The sequence below is a fragment of the Bacillus sp. FSL R5-0443 genome (assembly GCF_038608285.1).
Classification (GTDB): domain Bacteria; phylum Bacillota; class Bacilli; order Bacillales; family Bacillaceae; genus Bacillus; species Bacillus velezensis.
On sequence record NZ_CP152013.1, the window covers coordinates 3,177,104 to 3,192,846 of the forward strand.

The window sequence follows — 15,743 nt, forward strand, 5'->3', positions numbered from 1 at the left end:
AGACATGATAATCTACCCTTATAAACAATTTACGCCTGACATACATCCTGAAGCGTTCATTGCGGATAACGCCGTCATTACGGGCGACGTCGTGATCGGAGAACAATCAAGCATTTGGTTCTCAGCCGTCATCCGGGGGGATGTTGCGCCGACAAGGATCGGAAAAAGAGTCAGCATACAAGACTTGAGCTGTCTGCATCAAAGTCCGAACCGCCCGCTTCTTATTGAAGATGACGTCACGATCGGCCATCAGGTTACACTGCACAGCGCAATCATCAAAAAGAATGCTTTAATCGGTATGGGCTCCGTCATTCTTGACGGGGCGGAAATCGGAGAAGGCGCGTTTATCGGCGCCGGAAGTCTCGTTCCTCCGGGCAAAACCATTCCTCCCGGCTGTCTTGCGTTCGGCCGGCCCGCAAAGGTTATCCGCCGGCTGACAGAAGAAGACATACGGGACATGGAAAGAATCAGAACGGAATATGTTGAAAAAGGCCGATACTATAAAACACTGCAAGAGAAATAAAAATAGATCAGCTTTGTTTTACTACTGTACCATTTTTCAAAATATTATTTAAGTAAAAACCATTTGCATTCTCCCGATTGTCAGGAAACAGAAGCAAAATGTTCAGGAATTTGTTTTATTCTTCCCCCGCCGGCCCGATCCTATGAAAAAAAGAGCCCATGTCCCGGGCTCTTTTTTTACGCTTTTTCGGCGAATGTCTGTCCGTTTTCCAGACCTATGTCTTTTCTTTTATGGAAACCTTTCCCGTAATAGGCGGCTAATAATATGCCGAACCAGACAGGCCCGATGATGACGGCCACCCGGGTCTCTGCATTAAAAGCCATCAGCACAACGACAAAAGCGAGAAATGCCAGCGAGATATATGAGGAAAAGGGGTATAAAGGCATTTTATATTTGAGTTTTTTCCGTTGTTCCGGCTGTAAGCTTTTACGGTATTTCATTTGGGAAAGCAAAATAATCGACCATGTCCAAATCGCCCCGAACGTCGCAATGCTCGTCACCCACGTAAACACTTTTGCCGGCACCACGTAGTTCAGCAAAACGCCGATGCATAACGCGCCCGCTGAAACCAATACCGCTTTTCCCGGCACACCGCCTTTTGTGACCGTACCGTATGCTTTAGGCGCTTCATTTTGTTCCGCCAGATTGAACAGCATGCGCCCCGTGCTGAAGATCCCGCTGTTGCAGGAAGAAAGGGCCGCCGTCAATACGACAAAATTAATGATTCCGGCTGCAGCCGGTATTCCGATTTTTTCAAATGTCAAAACAAACGGGCTTCCGCCTGAACCGATTTCCTGCCACGGATAAATTGACATAATGACAAACAAAGCTCCGACGTAAAAAATGAGAATGCGCCAAAAAACAGTATCTATGGCCCGCGCCAGTGATTTTTCCGGATTTTTGACCTCACCGGCTGTGACACCGATCAGCTCAATCCCGAGATAGGCAAACATGACCATTTGAAGCGACAGCAGCACCCCTTTAATCCCATTCGGGAAAAAGCCGCCGTGGCTCCATAAATTGCTGATTCCGAGCGCAACGCCTCCGTTTCCGAGACCGAATACGATCATCACCAGACCGATCGCGATCATTGACAGAATCGCCAAGACTTTAATGAGCGCAAACCAGAATTCAAGCTCACCGTACGCTTTGACCGCCAGAAAGTTGACAGCCGTCATAATGATGAGTGCACAAAGCGCCCATATCCATGACGGCACGTCAGGGAACCAGTAGCCCATATAAATGCCGACCGCGGTGATTTCCGCCATGCAGGTAACAACCCATAAAAACCAATAATTCCAGCCTGTTAAAAACCCTGCAAGCGGACCGAGATAATCTCTGGCATACCGGCTGAATGAGCCGGCTACAGGCTTTTGAATCGCCATTTCCCCTAATGCCCGCATAATAAAAAACATAATCAGCCCGCTGCAGGCGTAAGCGGCTAAAATCCCCGGCCCGGCAAGCTTTATGGCAGAAGCCGACCCGAGAAACAGCCCGACTCCTATCGCGGCGCCCAACGACATAAGCGAGATATGCCGCTCTTCCAAGCCGCGGTGAAGCGTTTTTTCTTTGTTTTGCATAACTCTCCCTCCCCCTGATTTTGACAAAGAAACACAAACCGAGACGAAATAGCCAGAAAACACTTTCCGGAATCTACCCGATTAGTCCTATTATAACCTTTTTCTGAATATTGCGTAATACTTTGTCGAAAACAGAGCGGAATAGACGGTTTACAAAAAAAACAATAGAAAAAAGGCTTTCGATAACATCGAAAGCCTTTTGGATTAAACGAAAATGACTTCTTTCGGCTGATGATTCAGCTCTTCCGGCACCAGTCTTTTTTCAACATTGATGCTGTGCCAGATCATGAAGATCAGCACGGTCCAGATTTTGCGGCTGTTGTCCGCTCTGTCGGCACAATGATCTTCCAGAAGCTGAAGGACATAATCCTTTTCAATATAAGCATCTGTTTCACTTTCACGAATGATGTTGCGAACCCATTCGTTCATCTCATTTTTCAGCCAGTGGCGGATCGGCACAGGGAAGCCGAGTTTTTTGCGGTTAAGCACATGATCAGGCACTACCCCTTCAGCAGCTTTGCGCAGAAGGTATTTCGTCGTGCCGTTTTTCGTTTTCAGTTCATCCGGAATTTTAGAAGCCACGTCAAACACGACTTTATCAAGGAACGGCACGCGCAGTTCCAATGAGTTGGCCATCGTCATTTTGTCAGCCTTTAACAGGATGTCGCCGCGCATCCACGTATGGATGTCAACATACTGCATTTTATTAATGTCGCTGTATGAACGGCTTTCCGTAAAGTACGGCCTCGTGACATCACGGTATGAAAGCTCTGGATTGTAATGTTTGAGCAGCTGTTTTTTCACGGGCTCTTCAAAAATCTTCGCATTACCGATATAGCGCTCCTCAAGCGGTGTGCAGCCGCGGACTAAGAGGCTTTTCCCTCTCATTCCTTCAGGCATGACGGACGCCACATGAAGAAGCATTTTTTTCAGACCGGACGGAATGCGTTCAAACGGTTTAAGCGAAAGCGGTTCGCGGTAAATATTGTACCCGCCGAACAGCTCGTCCGCGCCTTCCCCGGATAACGCGACCGTTACATGTTTTTTCGCTTCTTTCGCGACAAAGTACAAAGGAATCGCCGCCGGATCTGCAAGCGGGTCATCAAAGTGCCAGACGATTTTCGGAAGCTCGTTCATATACTCCTCAGGAGAAATGACTTTGCTGATGTTTTCAATCCCGAGCGCGGCAGCCGTTTCCTTCGCTACGTCAACCTCACTGAAGCCCTGCTGCTCAAAACCGACGGAAAATGTTTTGAGGCTCGGGTGAAATTCTTTCGCAACTGAGACGATAAAAGAAGAGTCGATACCGCCGGATAGAAACGAACCGACAGGAACGTCACTTCTCATGTGAACTTTGACAGAGTCAAAGATTGCGTCTCTGACTTCTTTCACCAATTTATCTTCATCAGACTGAACAGGCTTAAAGTTCGCTTTGAAATATGTTTTAAACGCGATGTCGCCTTCCGGGCGGATCGTAAACTGGCTGCCCGGCTCAACTTTTTTCACTTCAGCGTCAAGCGTGCTCGGTTCAGGAACGAATTGGAAAGACATATATTGCTGTAAAGAAGCTGTATCAAGATCAATGCCGTTTTGAGCGGCCATTAAACTTTTTCTTTCAGATGCAAAATATACTTTGTCCCCGATGGTTGTGTAATACAGCGGTTTAATTCCGAACGGGTCTCTCGCGCCGTACATGACGCGGTCAGCTTTGTTCCAGATTAAAAACGCAAACATTCCGCGAAGCTTTGAAGCAGCTTCTTCTTTATAATGACGGTATGTCGCAAGGAGCACTTCGGTATCGGAATCTGTATTGAAAGTGTAGCCTTTCGCTTCAAGCTCTTCTCTCAATTCAATGTAGTTATAGATTTCGCCGTTAAAAATGATCCAATATTTTTCGTCTTCATATGATAAAGGCTGTCCGCCGTTTTCTACGTCAATAATACTGAGCCGTCTGAAGCCGAATCCGACGTGCTCGTCATGATAATACCCATCGCTGTCAGGACCGCGGTGAACGATCATTTGGTTCATTTGTTTGATTAGCTCTTCTTGATCTGCGGTTTGAGTTAATGGATGCTTATTAAAAACACCGACAAATCCACACATAGTATAGCCTCCATAAGTGTAATTTTCTAATTGGACCCCCTTTTTATAGACGCTTTGTTACGCCATTGGTTTCACGCTATGTAAAAAATAAGCATGGCAGCATCTACAAAAAGGGAAAGCCGCTTAAGTAAGCGGCTATAAAATTATTCTCCTAGTGCTTCTTTGCGAAGCGCATCCGCCTTGTCAGTACGCTCCCAAGGAAGATCCACATCATGACGTCCGAAGTGGCCGTAAGCAGCTGTCTGCTTATAGATCGGGCGGCGCAGATCAAGCATTTTAATAATGCCGGCAGGTCTCAGGTCGAAGTTATTCCGTACGACTTCGATCAGTTTTTCTTCAGAAGCTTTTCCTGTATCAAATGTATTGATGGAAATAGAAACAGGCTGTGCCACGCCGATTGCGTATGCAAGCTGCACTTCACAAGAATCAGCAAGACCTGCTGCCACGATGTTTTTCGCTACGTATCTCGCAGCGTATGCCGCAGAACGGTCTACCTTCGTCGCATCCTTACCGGAGAATGCGCCGCCGCCGTGGCGTGCATATCCGCCGTATGTGTCAACGATGATTTTACGGCCGGTCAGACCCGCATCACCTTGAGGTCCGCCGATTACGAAACGTCCCGTAGGATTGATGAAGTATTTTGTCTCTTCATCGATCAGTTCCTCAGGCACGACAGGGTTAATGACATGCTCTTTCAGATTGCGCTGAATCTGCTCAAGCGTAATTTCCGGGTGGTGCTGAGTTGAAATGACGATCGCGTCGATGCGGACCGGCTTGTTGTTTTCATCATATTCAACGGTAACTTGCGTTTTGCCGTCAGGGCGAAGGTACGGAAGAATGTCTTCTTTGCGGACTTCGCTCAAACGGCGGGCTAATTTATGCGCTAAAGAGATCGGAAGCGGCATAAGCTCTTTCGTTTCGTTACACGCATAACCGAACATCAGGCCTTGGTCTCCCGCTCCGATTGCTTCGATTTCAGCATCGCTCATTGTGCCTTCACGCGCTTCAAGAGCCTGATCGACACCCATGGCGATATCCGCAGACTGTTCATCAATTGATGTTAAAACAGCGCAAGTCTCCGCATCAAATCCATATTTGGCGCGTGTGTAGCCGATTTCTTTAATCGTTTCACGGACTGTTTTCGGAATGTCAACGTATGTTGATGTAGTAATCTCTCCGCTTACCAGCACAAGTCCTGTCGTTACAGATGTTTCGCAGGCCACGCGCGCGTTCGGGTCATTTTTTAAAATCTCATCTAAGATACTGTCAGAAATTTGGTCACAGATTTTGTCCGGATGACCCTCAGTAACAGATTCAGATGTAAATAGTCGACGGTTTTTACTCATTCACTTTTCCTCCTGAAAAAAGATCTTTTCAAGACCTTTTCATATGATACGGAACTCGCTCCCTCTTAATACAATGTCATACTATATCAGAGAATGTTAATTGGCATATTTTATGAAATAAAAAAACCTTTTCCACTCGAGGAAAGGGTTTGGTCTGTGTGCCTTTCACTCTTATCGCTCAAGGAAAATATTAAACCTTGCATCAGGTTAGCACCTTGGTTTCCCACAGTGTTTTCACCTGCTTTTTTACAGAGAAACCGGTTGCTGGGCTTCATCGGGCCTGTCCCTCCGCCAGCTCGGGATAAGAGTATCCGCTCAATGAAATATCTTATCGTAAAAGGGCGGAAAGTGTCAATATGAATTAAAGCGATTACGCGCCTTTATTTCGGGAAGCAATGGAAAAACACAAACAAAAAACCGCAAATAGTATAGACTATTTTCAGATATATGTTATACTAATTCCACATTCAGCGAAATACAAATAAACCGGCAAAGGAAGGTTTTTATGAAATTAGTTGATTTAACCGCAGATCTTCAAGCATTACTTGCAAGTCCGAATGTGCATCATAATTTATCGGCTCCAAAACTTACCGAAAAAGTGATCAGCCGAAATGAAGGAACGCTGACATCAACGGGCGCCGTACGCGCCACCACCGGCGCATATACAGGCCGGTCACCTAAAGATAAATTTATCGTCCGTGAACAAAGCACAGAAAATCAAATTGATTGGGGCGCGGTGAATCAGCCCATTTCTGAAGAGGCATTTGAAAAGCTGTACGCCAAAGTCGTCAGCTACTTAAAACAGCGGGATGAACTGTTTGTGTTTGAAGGATTCGCGGGAGCGGATGAAAAATACAGACTCCCGATTACGGTCGTAAATGAATTTGCGTGGCACAATTTATTCGCGCGCCAGCTGTTTATCAGACCGGAGACGGATGAAAGAGACACGCAAGCGCAGCCTTTCACCATTCTCTCAGCTCCGCATTTTAAAGCAGATCCGGAGACGGACGGCACGCATTCGGAAACATTTATCATTGTCTCTTTCGAAAAGCGCGTCATTTTAATCGGCGGCACCGAATACGCCGGAGAAATGAAAAAATCAATATTCTCCATTATGAACTTCCTGCTTCCGCAGCAGGATATACTGCCGATGCACTGCTCAGCCAATGTCGGTGAAAAAGGCGATGTCGCCCTGTTTTTCGGCCTTTCCGGCACAGGGAAAACGACGCTTTCAGCCGATGCGGACCGCAAACTGATCGGCGATGACGAGCACGGCTGGTCAGATTCCGGCGTTTTCAACATTGAAGGCGGATGTTACGCTAAATGTATCAATCTGAGCGAGGAAAAAGAACCGCAGATTTTTCGCGCGATCCGCTTCGGGTCTGTTCTTGAGAATGTCGTGCTTGATGAAAAAACGGGTGAAGCGGATTACGACAATTCCTTCTACACGGAAAACACAAGAGCCGCATATCCGATTGAGATGATCGGCAATATCGTGCAGCCGAGCATTGCCGGCCATCCGCAGGCGATCGTCTTTTTAACGGCGGACGCATTCGGTGTGCTTCCTCCGATCAGCAAACTGACGAAGGAACAGGCGATGTATCACTTCTTAAGCGGGTACACCAGTAAACTCGCGGGAACCGAGCGCGGCGTGACATCTCCGCAAACGACTTTCTCGACGTGCTTCGGTTCACCGTTCCTTCCGCTTCCGGCGCATGTATATGCCGAAATGCTCGGGCATAAAATCGACGAACACGGCGTTCAAGTCTTCCTGGTCAACACAGGCTGGACCGGCGGAGGGTACGGAGTCGGAGAACGGATGAAACTTTCGTATACAAGAGCGATGGTCAAGGCCGCTATTGAAGGCAGACTGAACCAGACTGACATGACGGCAGACAGCATTTTCGGCCTGCGCAGTCCCGTTCATGTTCCGGGCGTGCCGGATGAAGTTCTTCAGCCTGAAAACACGTGGAGCGATAAACAGGCATACAACGAAAAAGCGCTGTTTTTAGCCAATGAGTTTAAAGAAAACTTTAAAAAGTTTTCCCATGCGGACTCGATTGCCAAAGCCGGCGGACCTCTCGTGTAATCAAAAAAGCCAAGGGCGTTTATGCCCTCGGCTTTTGTTTTTTCAGTTTGTCGAATGGAGCGACGTGAGTCTGTATGTAATGCTTGTCCGGCCGTTCGCCCATTCGAGCTTTTGGACCTCGCCGGTGCCGGATTTCTCGCCGGTTTTCGTTTTGCGCACGTCCATCGGAATATCAAGAGGATAGACGCGGTAGCCTTCTTTCTCCAATAAAAAGATATTTTCCTCTATCCGTTTTTCATTGCCTTTTGTCACAATCATGGTATTAAATTCAACAGGCATTCCCAAAATGAAAATCCCCTTTCATTCTCTTATTCTTTATTATCATATCATAAATCAGGCATCTTACCGTGTCTTCATCCATTCCGCCAGCCGCCGGACAATGCGTCTGTTTTCCTGCGGCGGAAAATAATGCGTAAAACCGCTGTAATACCAAGTTTCCACCGGTTTCCCCGCCTCTTTCAGCTTGTCCTCGATCATTCGGGCGTGTTCGATCGAAACATTCTCATCATTCTCTCCATGGATGAGCAGCACAGGGGCCTGAATGCGGTCTGCTTTTTCAAACGGCGAACGCCATCTGTATTCATCCGGCACCTTTTTCGGCGTGCCGCCGATCACCCGCTTCATCATCCGCCGCATATCCTTCCGCTCTTCATAAGTAAGCACCATATCGCTCACACCGCCCCATGATACGAGCGAAGCCGCTTGATGCCCCATTTCAATCGCGGTCAAAAGCCCCATGATTCCGCCCCGGGAAAAACCGAAAATATGCACCCGCCCTTCCCTGACGTTCGGATGCTCCCGAAGCAGGCGGAAAGCGGAAAACGCGTCCTCTCTGTCCTCTCCCGCAAAATCTTCATTTCCCTCGCCGCCCTGGTTGCCTCTGTAATAGGGCGCAAACACGACAAAGCCTTGGGAAGCGAATTGAACGATTCTTCCGGGGCGTACCATGCCGACATTTTTTATGCCGCCGCGCAAATATAAAAAACCGTCATATGTTCCCGGTGCCGCAGGCTCGGCAAGGAGCCCCTTTACCTTCAGCCCTTCTGACTTATAGCATACCTCAAAGAGGTGGATATGCGGACTCGGAGACGGGAACCTTTTCTTTTCTACCAGCAAAACAATGGCCTCCTTATATCATCAGTTTTTTTATTCTTTCCCAACGTGAATATGGGCACTCACACATTTTTTATACCCATCATACGATATGTAAAGCAGAAAAGGTTATTTAACGCTTAAAACAAGGGGGTTACACCGTGAACAAATGGCTCAAAACGGGCTGCGTTTTTGTCATATGCGCCTTTTTCCTGCTCATTCTTCCGGCCTGCAGACAGGAAGAAAGTCTGACAAAGGTAAAGGTGGCGGAAGTCACACACTCCATCTTCTATACGCCTCTGTATGTCGCTGAAGCAAAAGGTTTCTTTAAAAAAGAAGGGCTCCAAGTGTCACTTCAAACAACATGGGGCGGAGACAAAACAATGACATCGCTTTTGTCAAACGGGTCAGACATCGCGCTGATCGGTTCTGAAACATCCATTTACGTGGAGGCGCAGGGAGCAAAAGATCCGGTCATCAACTTCGCACAGCTGACACAGACGGACGGCACATTTCTCGTGTCACGGAAGGATGAGAAATCATTCAAATGGAGCGATTTAAAAGGAAAAACATTTCTCGGCCAGCGAAAAGGCGGCATGCCCCAAATGGCCGGTGAGTACGTCCTGAAAAAGAATCACATAGAGCCGAAAAAAGACATTAACCTCGTTCAAAACATTGATTTCGCCAATATTTCCAACGCATTCGCATCCGGAACGGGTGATTATGTGCAGCTGTTTGAACCGACGGCATCCCAATTTGAAAAAGAAGGCATCGGCCATATCGTCGCATCCTTCGGAGAAGCTTCCGGCCAAATGCCATACACAACCTTTATGGCAAAAGAAAGTTATTTGAAAAGCAATGAAAAGACGGCGGAAAAATTCACCCGCGCCATCTATCGCGCCCAGCAATGGGTGGAAAGCCATCCGGCCAAAGACATCGCAAAAACGATTCAGAAGGAATTTGCCGATACCGATCCGGCCATTATCGAAACATCAATAGAGCGCTATAAAAAACAAAAGTCATTCTCTGCAGACCCAGTTCTGCAAAAGGATGAATGGGAACAGCTTCAATCTATTATGGATGAAGCCGGAGAGCTCCCGAAACACATTCCGTACAGCAAACTCGTCAACACAAAAATCGCCAAAAAAGTCACCTCAGAACAATAGGAGGAACATGAATGTCTTTTTTACATGTCGATCATGTAACACATACTTATTTCTCGCTGAAAGAAAAGACAACCGCCGTGAAAGATATACATTTTCAGATTGAAAAAGGGGATTTCATCTCCTTTCTCGGACCGAGCGGATGCGGAAAGACAACACTCCTGTCCATTCTGGCCGGTCTTATCACCCCTGCGCAAGGCCGGGTGCTGATTGAAGGAAGCGTGCCGAACCATAAAGAACACCAAATCGGTTATATGCTTCAGCAGGATTATTTATTTCCTTGGAAATCAATTGAGGAAAACGTGCTGCTCGGTTTACACATTTCAAAAACATTAACAGAAGAAAAAAGAGCTGAAGTTCTCAGCCTTCTGCCTAAGCTCGGATTAATCGGCGTCGAAAAGAAATACCCGAAAGAGCTCTCAGGCGGGATGCGGCAGCGGGCGGCACTTGCCAGAACTCTTGCGCCGGACCCGGGACTGCTGCTCCTTGATGAACCGTTTTCCGCGCTGGACTTTCAAACGAAGCTTTCTTTGGAAAATCTTGTCTTCAGAACATTAAAGGATTTTCAAAAAACCGCCGTGCTCGTCACCCACGATATCGGTGAAGCCATCGCCATGAGCGATACGATCTATTTATTTTCGAATCAGCCGGGCACAATCCACCAAATATTCACCGTGCCTAAGGAGCTCGCGGCTTTAGATCCGTTTGACGCGCGTCAGGATCCGGCCTTTCAGCCGCTGTTTCAAACCATATGGAAGGAGCTGAATTCCCTTGAAAAACAGCAGCGGCACGATTGAACAGCTTCATCAGCAGTTTAAGAAAAGACACCAAAAAGAAAAGCTCCGGATCCGTGCGTATCAGGCCGCCATTTTCATCGTATTTTTTGCCGGATGGGAAATATCGAGCAGGGCGGGCTGGATCGATCCGTTAATCTTCAGCTCACCCTCCGCCGTTTGCAGGCTTTTAGTTGAAAAGATTGCGGACGGATCCCTTGCGGCGCACATAGGCGTTACCTTAGGAGAAACCGTTCTCGGCTTTTTGCTCGGCACGCTCCTCGGCACATGCCTTGCCGCTCTGTTATGGTGGTCAAACAGGCTCGCCCGGGTTTTAGACCCGTACCTCGTCATTTTAAACGCGATGCCGAAGGTCGCACTCGGACCGATTCTCATCGTAGCACTCGGACCGAATTTCACAAGCATTGTCGCCATGGGAGCAGTCATCAGTGTCATTATCACGACAATCGTCGTCTTTACGGCTTTTCAGGAAGTGGATGAAAACTATATTAAAGTGATGAAAACCTTCGGAGCGAAAAGAAGCATCATGTTTAAAGAAGTCATTCTGCCGGCATGCGCTCCCGCGATTATTTCCGCGCTTAAAGTGAACGTCGGTTTATCCTGGGTCGGTGTCATCGTCGGCGAGTTTCTCGTTTCCGAAAAAGGTCTGGGCTACATGATCATTTACGGATTCCAGGTCTTCAATTTCACTCTTGTGTTCTTAAGCCTTCTGATCATCGCAATTTTTGCGACATTGATGTATCAGGGAGTCGAACTGTTAGAAAGAAAATGGACGAAAGGAAAAATTTAAAAAAGACCCGTGCGTAAACGCCGGGTCTCCGTTTTTTATGATTGAAATACGCCGTCCTCTTTCAGCTTTTTCAGACTGATCGGAAGCACCGAATCTTTCATAATGAAACTGAATTTTTTATTTCGCGGGAGATTCTCCGGCAGTTCGCTGAACAGCACCGGCCCCTTTGTTTCAAAATAGTCAGCCTGTTTTTCAAGCTTTTCAATATCGGCAAAATAAATATTCTTCACGATTACCTTTTCCCTGCCGAGAACTTTATACTGTCCGACGTACTTCAGATGTCTTACCGCGGCACCGGTTTCTTCTTTCACCTCGCGCAGGGCCGCTTCCTCCGCACATTCCATCGGCTCCACTTTTCCGCCCGGAAATTCAAACCCCCGGTCTTCGTGCTCAGTCAAAAGCCACTTATCTCCATATCGGCATATGACCCACACGTGCTTCGGGCTGTCTGAAAAAGGCTGGTGTTCAAAGGAGAGCTGAACAGTGTTCTGATAATAGTCTTTAAACTCGTACATGTTTATCCCTCTAATCCGTTCCTTCATATCTTCCATACATCATACCACAGTTGCGTTTGTTCGGAAGCCCTTTATCAAAAATTCAGAGGAAAACCATCATACCCGCTAGTATAGCCTCCTTTGAAGCAAATGTTACGGTTTGCGCTTGAATTTATTTTTCAAAGTATCCAATAGGTCGACAAGCACCTGCGGAACCGGTATGCCCAGCGAGCTTGCCGTAATCACGATCTGAACCGATTCGTATAAGATATAAAACATGATAGCCAAATTACGGATGGCGCCTTCGGTATGAAGCAGCTGGTCAAAAAAATGGCAAACTGAGACTAATGCCAGGGTCACGATTTTTTTGACCAGCCGCGCAAAAAGCTTTCTTGCGCTCAGCTGCTGCAAAAGAGATTCTTTTAAGCTTGTACTGATAAACTCAATCGCCATGACCGATAGCAAAATCAGAAACGAATACTGAAAACCTCCGAAGAAAAACCCCGCTGCCGACACGATCACTGCAAAAAACGAAAAGATGCCAAAGTCTTTGCCCACTTGATCCAACATCCTTTCACAGAAACGGCCTTACATTATTCTATGAAAAGTGAATGGAACGGACTGGATTTTTCAGAAAAATGGACAACACCTCTCTTCGGCAGCCAAATAAAAGACCGAGTGCTTTATAGCCCCGGTCTTCCCTTGTTGATTATCCCAAATACGCTTTCAGCATCCAGTTATGTTTTTCGATATTCTGGTGAATGGCAAGCAGCATATCACCGGTCGTTTCGTCTCCTACCTCATCTGCGAGATCCATGCCGCTTTTCAGCTCTTCCGCAATGACAGTGAAATCATCATAAATGTTCTGTACCATTTGTTCTGCGCTCTCATTGCCTTCCGCTTCTTTTACAGACGCTGTCTTCAATGATTCCGTCATTGTGCCGATCGGCTTGCCGTTTAATGCCAGCAGACGTTCTGCCAGATCATCAATATATGTAGCCGTTTCGTTATACAGCTCCTCGAACTTTTCATGCAATGTGAAAAAGTCCTTCCCTTTGACGTACCAATGATAGTTATGTAATTTCACATACATGACCGTCCAGTTTGCAACTTGCTTATTGACTGCGTCCAATAGTTTTTCTGACATGCCTATCTTCCTCCTTTGGTTTACTATTGATATACCCTATATATCGTGTGTTAAAACATAAATTTTTAGCCCTTGATTTTACGGATGGAAAATATGTTATGATTTGTTAAAAAGGAGGGATTTCATGCTGCTTCTTCTGAGCTTCGGCTTTCTTATCGTGCTCGCCGTGCTGCTTTTATCCATCTGGTCGACTGTAAGAGCTTATAATGTAAAACATACGATTGACCCGCCGGAGGACGCATCAAAAGGCTTGACGGATAAAAAAAATCCTTAATGATGATGCGTCTGTTCCTCATGGCCGGAGGAATCATCGGCAGCTTCAGCACCCCCGACACGCACTTTTACAGTCGGCATATTATGCTGCTGTTTTGCCGTTACGTGGGATTGAACGGTATACACACCCTCTTCATCAAATTCAGTCCGCAGGTGATACGCCCCTTTTTCCTCCTTGGCCTTGCTTGTTTTGCTGCTGCCTTTTTTTCCTTCTTTCCATACTTCAAACATGACTTCATCCGCATCCGTGACACGCTTGCCGCCGTAAAAAACTTCCGCCTTGTATTCCGCTTTTTCATGCGGTGCTGCCGTTTCCGGTCCTGTAAGCTTGACCTCAAGCGCTTTAGGCTCTTCATCCGCGGAGGTTTTGTCCGAATTGCCCCCGCAGGAAGATAATAGAAATAGCATACCGCACATACCTGCCAATACAGCCCGTTTCATCCCATCACTCCTTCATGTTTGCTTCTATTTTAGCAAACGCTTACACATAAGGTGTGACATTTTTTAGAAATATGTAAAAAAGCCTTTTTGCATGTCAGCAAAAAGGCCTGTTTTTTATCCGAACACTTTCAGCAAATCTTCTTTATCCTGTGACAGCCAGAAACGCATCAGACGTTTCGCGCCTTCTAAATCATGAAGTTTCGCCTGGCCGCACTGTTTTTCGTTGGCCGCCGGAATCTCCGTAATATCGATGGCCTCTTTCAGCGTAGCGTCAAGCAGGTCTACAATTTCTTCCGCTGTCGGCTCGCCGCTGACAACAAGATAATAGCCTGTCTGGCAGCCCATCGGTGAGATATCTATGATGTCGAAGTGATCGTATTTCTCAGAATGTGTGCGAATCGTAAACGCAAGCAAGTGCTCAAGCGTATGAATCGTATCCGGCTTCATCGCCTGTTTGTTCGGCTGGCAGAAGCGAATGTCAAACTTATTCACGACGCCGTCTGTTCCGACTTTATGCACTCCGCAATGTCTTACATACGGAGCCACAACCGCATTATGGTCAAGCTCAAAACTTTCTACTGAAGGCATAATGGCACTCCCTTTTTTTCAGAATATGCATCCATTATAACACAGTTTTCCGATAAGAATTGTGGCGGAAGCTTTTCAATCTGAAATTTTTTTTCTATACTAGCATCAGAAAGGTGGTTTTTTTGATGAAAACCATAATGATTGCTTTAATCCGCGGATACCAGAAGTTCATCTCTCCGCTGACGCCGCCGTCATGCCGCTTTTATCCGACGTGTTCGCAGTACGGAATCGAAGCCGTCAAGACTCACGGCGCATTAAAAGGCGGATGGCTGACACTGAAGCGGATTTTAAAGTGCCACCCTTTTCATCCGGGCGGTGTTGATCCCGTACCGGACAAAAAACAAAAACATTAGTCCATATGCTGGTAGCCGTCGATTACCAGATCAAGTTTACCGGTTTCAGGATCAATCACCAGACCGTGCACCGGCACATTGTCGGGGAATAGCGGATGGTGTTTAATGACGTTAACGCTGTCTGTAACACTCGCTTCTACTGAATCAAAGCTTTTCAGCCATTGATCAAGATCAACTCCTGAGTGCTTCAGCATGTCAATCCGCTCTTTCGGAATACCGCGGTCGATAATTTTATCGAGCATATCCTCGCTGTTGATTTTGCTCATGCCGCAATCATGGTGGCCGATAACGCAGACTTCATCGGCGTTTAATTCGTATACGGCCACTAAAAGGCTGCGCATGATACTTCCGAACGGGTGGGCGACAAGCGCGCCGGCACTTTTAATAATTTTCACATCGCCGTTTCGCATGTTCATCGCATGCGGAAGCAATTCTACAAGACGTGTGTCCATACAGGACAAAATCGCCATTTTTTTATCCGGGAATTTAGATGTTTGGTATTTTTCATAATCTTTGTTTTTAGTGAACTGCTCATTAAATTGCATGATATCGTTTAGAAGACTCATCTTGGTGTTTCCTTTCTGCTTTTTTATTCACAATATAACATAAGACGGGTCATTTCGTCACTCCCCGCACGAGATGACAAATTGCTCAATAAATAAGACAAGCCCAATGGGGCTTGTCTTATTTTCCCATATTGTATTTTTTGTTGAACTGTTCGACTCTCCCGCCTTTTTCGTTGAATTTTTGGCGGCCTGTATAAAACGGATGCGTATCTGAGCTGACTTCCACTTTAATCAGCGGGTATGTTTTTCCGTCTTCCCACTCTGCCGTTTCCGCTGACGTTTTCGTAGAATGGCTTAAAAAGCGATAGCCGCTGTTCACATCTTGAAAAATCACTTGATGGTTATCCGGATGAATATCTTTTTTCATGGTGATCTCCCTTTCCTAAATCGTAATAATTACG

General features: G+C 46.6%; 19 protein-coding genes and 1 riboswitch. Of the genes, 7 read left to right on the plus strand and 12 right to left on the minus strand.

Annotation, left to right across the window (positions count from 1 at the left end):
- Positions 1 to 7: 7 nt before the first annotated feature.
- The gene (locus tag NYE28_RS15910; protein ID WP_025285156.1) at positions 8 to 523 is read left to right on the plus strand and encodes a gamma carbonic anhydrase family protein; all 516 of its coding nucleotides are present in this window, start codon (positions 8 to 10) and stop codon (positions 521 to 523) included.
- Between the two features lie 176 nt (positions 524 to 699).
- Here the strand turns inward: NYE28_RS15910 and alaP are convergent, their stop codons facing one another.
- From alaP to metK, 3 genes are all read right to left on the minus strand, one after another.
- Entirely contained in the window at positions 700 to 2,103 is a 1,404-nt protein-coding gene (gene alaP / locus NYE28_RS15915) for an alanine permease AlaP (RefSeq protein WP_015240428.1), read from the minus strand.
- A 204-nt stretch (positions 2,104 to 2,307) separates the two neighbouring features.
- Positions 2,308 to 4,206 (minus strand): asparagine synthase (glutamine-hydrolyzing), encoded by a 1,899-nt coding sequence (asnB, locus tag NYE28_RS15920; RefSeq protein ID WP_342490170.1) that lies wholly within the window; start codon positions 4,204 to 4,206, stop codon positions 2,308 to 2,310.
- 143 nt (positions 4,207 to 4,349) lie between these two features.
- Entirely contained in the window at positions 4,350 to 5,552 is a 1,203-nt protein-coding gene (gene metK / locus NYE28_RS15925) for a methionine adenosyltransferase (protein ID WP_003152253.1), read from the minus strand.
- 168 nt (positions 5,553 to 5,720) lie between these two features.
- Positions 5,721 to 5,860: riboswitch (SAM riboswitch) on the minus strand.
- Positions 5,861 to 6,057: 197 nt separating this feature from the next.
- Here metK and pckA point away from each other — a divergent pair.
- The gene (gene pckA, locus NYE28_RS15930; RefSeq protein WP_007408828.1) at positions 6,058 to 7,641 is read left to right on the plus strand and encodes a phosphoenolpyruvate carboxykinase (ATP); all 1,584 of its coding nucleotides are present in this window, start codon (positions 6,058 to 6,060) and stop codon (positions 7,639 to 7,641) included.
- Between the two features lie 42 nt (positions 7,642 to 7,683).
- Here the strand turns inward: pckA and NYE28_RS15935 are convergent, their stop codons facing one another.
- A complete protein-coding gene (locus tag NYE28_RS15935) occupies positions 7,684 to 7,926 on the minus strand; it encodes a DUF2584 domain-containing protein (protein ID WP_003152249.1) in 243 nt (80 codons plus the stop codon).
- 57 nt (positions 7,927 to 7,983) lie between these two features.
- Positions 7,984 to 8,757, minus strand: a complete 774-nt coding sequence (locus NYE28_RS15940) for a prolyl oligopeptidase family serine peptidase (RefSeq protein WP_337681427.1) — start codon at positions 8,755 to 8,757, stop codon at positions 7,984 to 7,986.
- 137 nt (positions 8,758 to 8,894) lie between these two features.
- Between NYE28_RS15940 and NYE28_RS15945 the strand changes: the two genes are divergently transcribed.
- The 3 genes from NYE28_RS15945 to NYE28_RS15955 are packed head-to-tail and all read left to right on the plus strand — an operon-like array spanning position 8,895 to position 11,480.
- On the plus strand, positions 8,895 to 9,899 hold the full coding sequence (locus NYE28_RS15945; protein WP_174738600.1) for an ABC transporter substrate-binding protein: 1,005 nt from the start codon (positions 8,895 to 8,897) through the stop codon (positions 9,897 to 9,899).
- Between the two features lie 11 nt (positions 9,900 to 9,910).
- Positions 9,911 to 10,693: an ABC transporter ATP-binding protein gene (locus tag NYE28_RS15950; RefSeq protein WP_003152246.1), complete on the plus strand. Its 783-nt coding sequence runs from the start codon at positions 9,911 to 9,913 to the stop codon at positions 10,691 to 10,693.
- Positions 10,668 to 11,480, plus strand: a complete 813-nt coding sequence (locus NYE28_RS15955) for an ABC transporter permease (RefSeq protein ID WP_014418698.1) — start codon at positions 10,668 to 10,670, stop codon at positions 11,478 to 11,480. Before NYE28_RS15950 ends, NYE28_RS15955 begins: the two co-directional genes overlap by 26 nt.
- A 35-nt stretch (positions 11,481 to 11,515) precedes the next feature.
- Here NYE28_RS15955 and ytkD read toward each other — a convergent pair whose 3' ends face one another.
- The 3 genes from ytkD to NYE28_RS15970 form a co-directional block, all read right to left on the minus strand.
- Entirely contained in the window at positions 11,516 to 11,995 is a 480-nt protein-coding gene (ytkD, locus tag NYE28_RS15960; RefSeq protein ID WP_003152244.1) for an RNA deprotection pyrophosphohydrolase, read from the minus strand.
- Positions 11,996 to 12,127: 132 nt separating this feature from the next.
- Positions 12,128 to 12,532, minus strand: coding sequence for a holin family protein (locus tag NYE28_RS15965; RefSeq protein WP_007408834.1), 405 nt, complete (start codon positions 12,530 to 12,532; stop codon positions 12,128 to 12,130).
- A 151-nt stretch (positions 12,533 to 12,683) separates the two neighbouring features.
- On the minus strand, positions 12,684 to 13,121 hold the full coding sequence (locus tag NYE28_RS15970; RefSeq protein WP_007408835.1) for a Dps family protein: 438 nt from the start codon (positions 13,119 to 13,121) through the stop codon (positions 12,684 to 12,686).
- Between the two features lie 124 nt (positions 13,122 to 13,245).
- Between NYE28_RS15970 and ytzI the strand changes: the two genes are divergently transcribed.
- Positions 13,246 to 13,395, plus strand: a complete 150-nt coding sequence (gene ytzI, locus NYE28_RS15975) for a YtzI protein (protein ID WP_007408836.1) — start codon at positions 13,246 to 13,248, stop codon at positions 13,393 to 13,395.
- On the opposite strand, the gene NYE28_RS15980 is transcribed toward ytzI, so the two are convergent.
- Entirely contained in the window at positions 13,392 to 13,835 is a 444-nt protein-coding gene (locus tag NYE28_RS15980; protein WP_100001563.1) for a FixH family protein, read from the minus strand. The genes ytzI and NYE28_RS15980 overlap by 4 nt on opposite strands.
- 114 nt (positions 13,836 to 13,949) lie before the next feature.
- Positions 13,950 to 14,423, minus strand: a complete 474-nt coding sequence (locus tag NYE28_RS15985; protein ID WP_003152237.1) for an S-ribosylhomocysteine lyase — start codon at positions 14,421 to 14,423, stop codon at positions 13,950 to 13,952.
- Between the two features lie 125 nt (positions 14,424 to 14,548).
- On the opposite strand from NYE28_RS15985, the gene yidD reads away from it, so the two are divergent.
- On the plus strand, positions 14,549 to 14,776 hold the full coding sequence (gene yidD / locus NYE28_RS15990; protein ID WP_003152235.1) for a membrane protein insertion efficiency factor YidD: 228 nt from the start codon (positions 14,549 to 14,551) through the stop codon (positions 14,774 to 14,776).
- On the opposite strand, the gene NYE28_RS15995 is transcribed toward yidD, so the two are convergent.
- Together NYE28_RS15995 and NYE28_RS16000 are read right to left on the minus strand one after the other, a co-directional pair.
- The gene (locus NYE28_RS15995) at positions 14,773 to 15,342 is read right to left on the minus strand and encodes a carbonic anhydrase (protein WP_003152233.1); all 570 of its coding nucleotides are present in this window, start codon (positions 15,340 to 15,342) and stop codon (positions 14,773 to 14,775) included. The two genes, yidD and NYE28_RS15995, sit on opposite strands and share 4 nt — an antisense overlap.
- Before the next feature lie 118 nt (positions 15,343 to 15,460).
- A complete protein-coding gene (locus tag NYE28_RS16000) occupies positions 15,461 to 15,709 on the minus strand; it encodes a type B 50S ribosomal protein L31 (protein ID WP_007408839.1) in 249 nt (82 codons plus the stop codon).
- Positions 15,710 to 15,743 lie beyond the last annotated feature (34 nt).

Coding starts and splice junctions, on each gene's coding strand:
- ytzI (WP_007408836.1), top strand. CDS start 13,246: ATGCTGCTTCTTCTGAGCTTCGGCTTTCTTATCGTGCTCGCCGTGCTG.
- NYE28_RS15985 (WP_003152237.1), bottom strand. CDS start 14,423: ATGCCTTCAGTAGAAAGTTTTGAGCTTGACCATAATGCGGTTGTGGCT.
- NYE28_RS15995 (WP_003152233.1), bottom strand. CDS start 15,342: ATGAGTCTTCTAAACGATATCATGCAATTTAATGAGCAGTTCACTAAA.
- ytkD (WP_003152244.1), bottom strand. CDS start 11,995: ATGTACGAGTTTAAAGACTATTATCAGAACACTGTTCAGCTCTCCTTT.
- metK (WP_003152253.1), bottom strand. CDS start 5,552: ATGAGTAAAAACCGTCGACTATTTACATCTGAATCTGTTACTGAGGGT.
- yidD (WP_003152235.1), top strand. CDS start 14,549: ATGAAAACCATAATGATTGCTTTAATCCGCGGATACCAGAAGTTCATC.
- NYE28_RS15950 (WP_003152246.1), top strand. CDS start 9,911: ATGTCTTTTTTACATGTCGATCATGTAACACATACTTATTTCTCGCTG.
- NYE28_RS15970 (WP_007408835.1), bottom strand. CDS start 13,121: ATGTCAGAAAAACTATTGGACGCAGTCAATAAGCAAGTTGCAAACTGG.
- alaP (WP_015240428.1), bottom strand. CDS start 2,103: ATGCAAAACAAAGAAAAAACGCTTCACCGCGGCTTGGAAGAGCGGCAT.
- pckA (WP_007408828.1), top strand. CDS start 6,058: ATGAAATTAGTTGATTTAACCGCAGATCTTCAAGCATTACTTGCAAGT.
- asnB (WP_342490170.1), bottom strand. CDS start 4,206: ATGTGTGGATTTGTCGGTGTTTTTAATAAGCATCCATTAACTCAAACC.
- NYE28_RS15980 (WP_100001563.1), bottom strand. CDS start 13,835: ATGAAACGGGCTGTATTGGCAGGTATGTGCGGTATGCTATTTCTATTA.
- NYE28_RS16000 (WP_007408839.1), bottom strand. CDS start 15,709: ATGAAAAAAGATATTCATCCGGATAACCATCAAGTGATTTTTCAAGAT.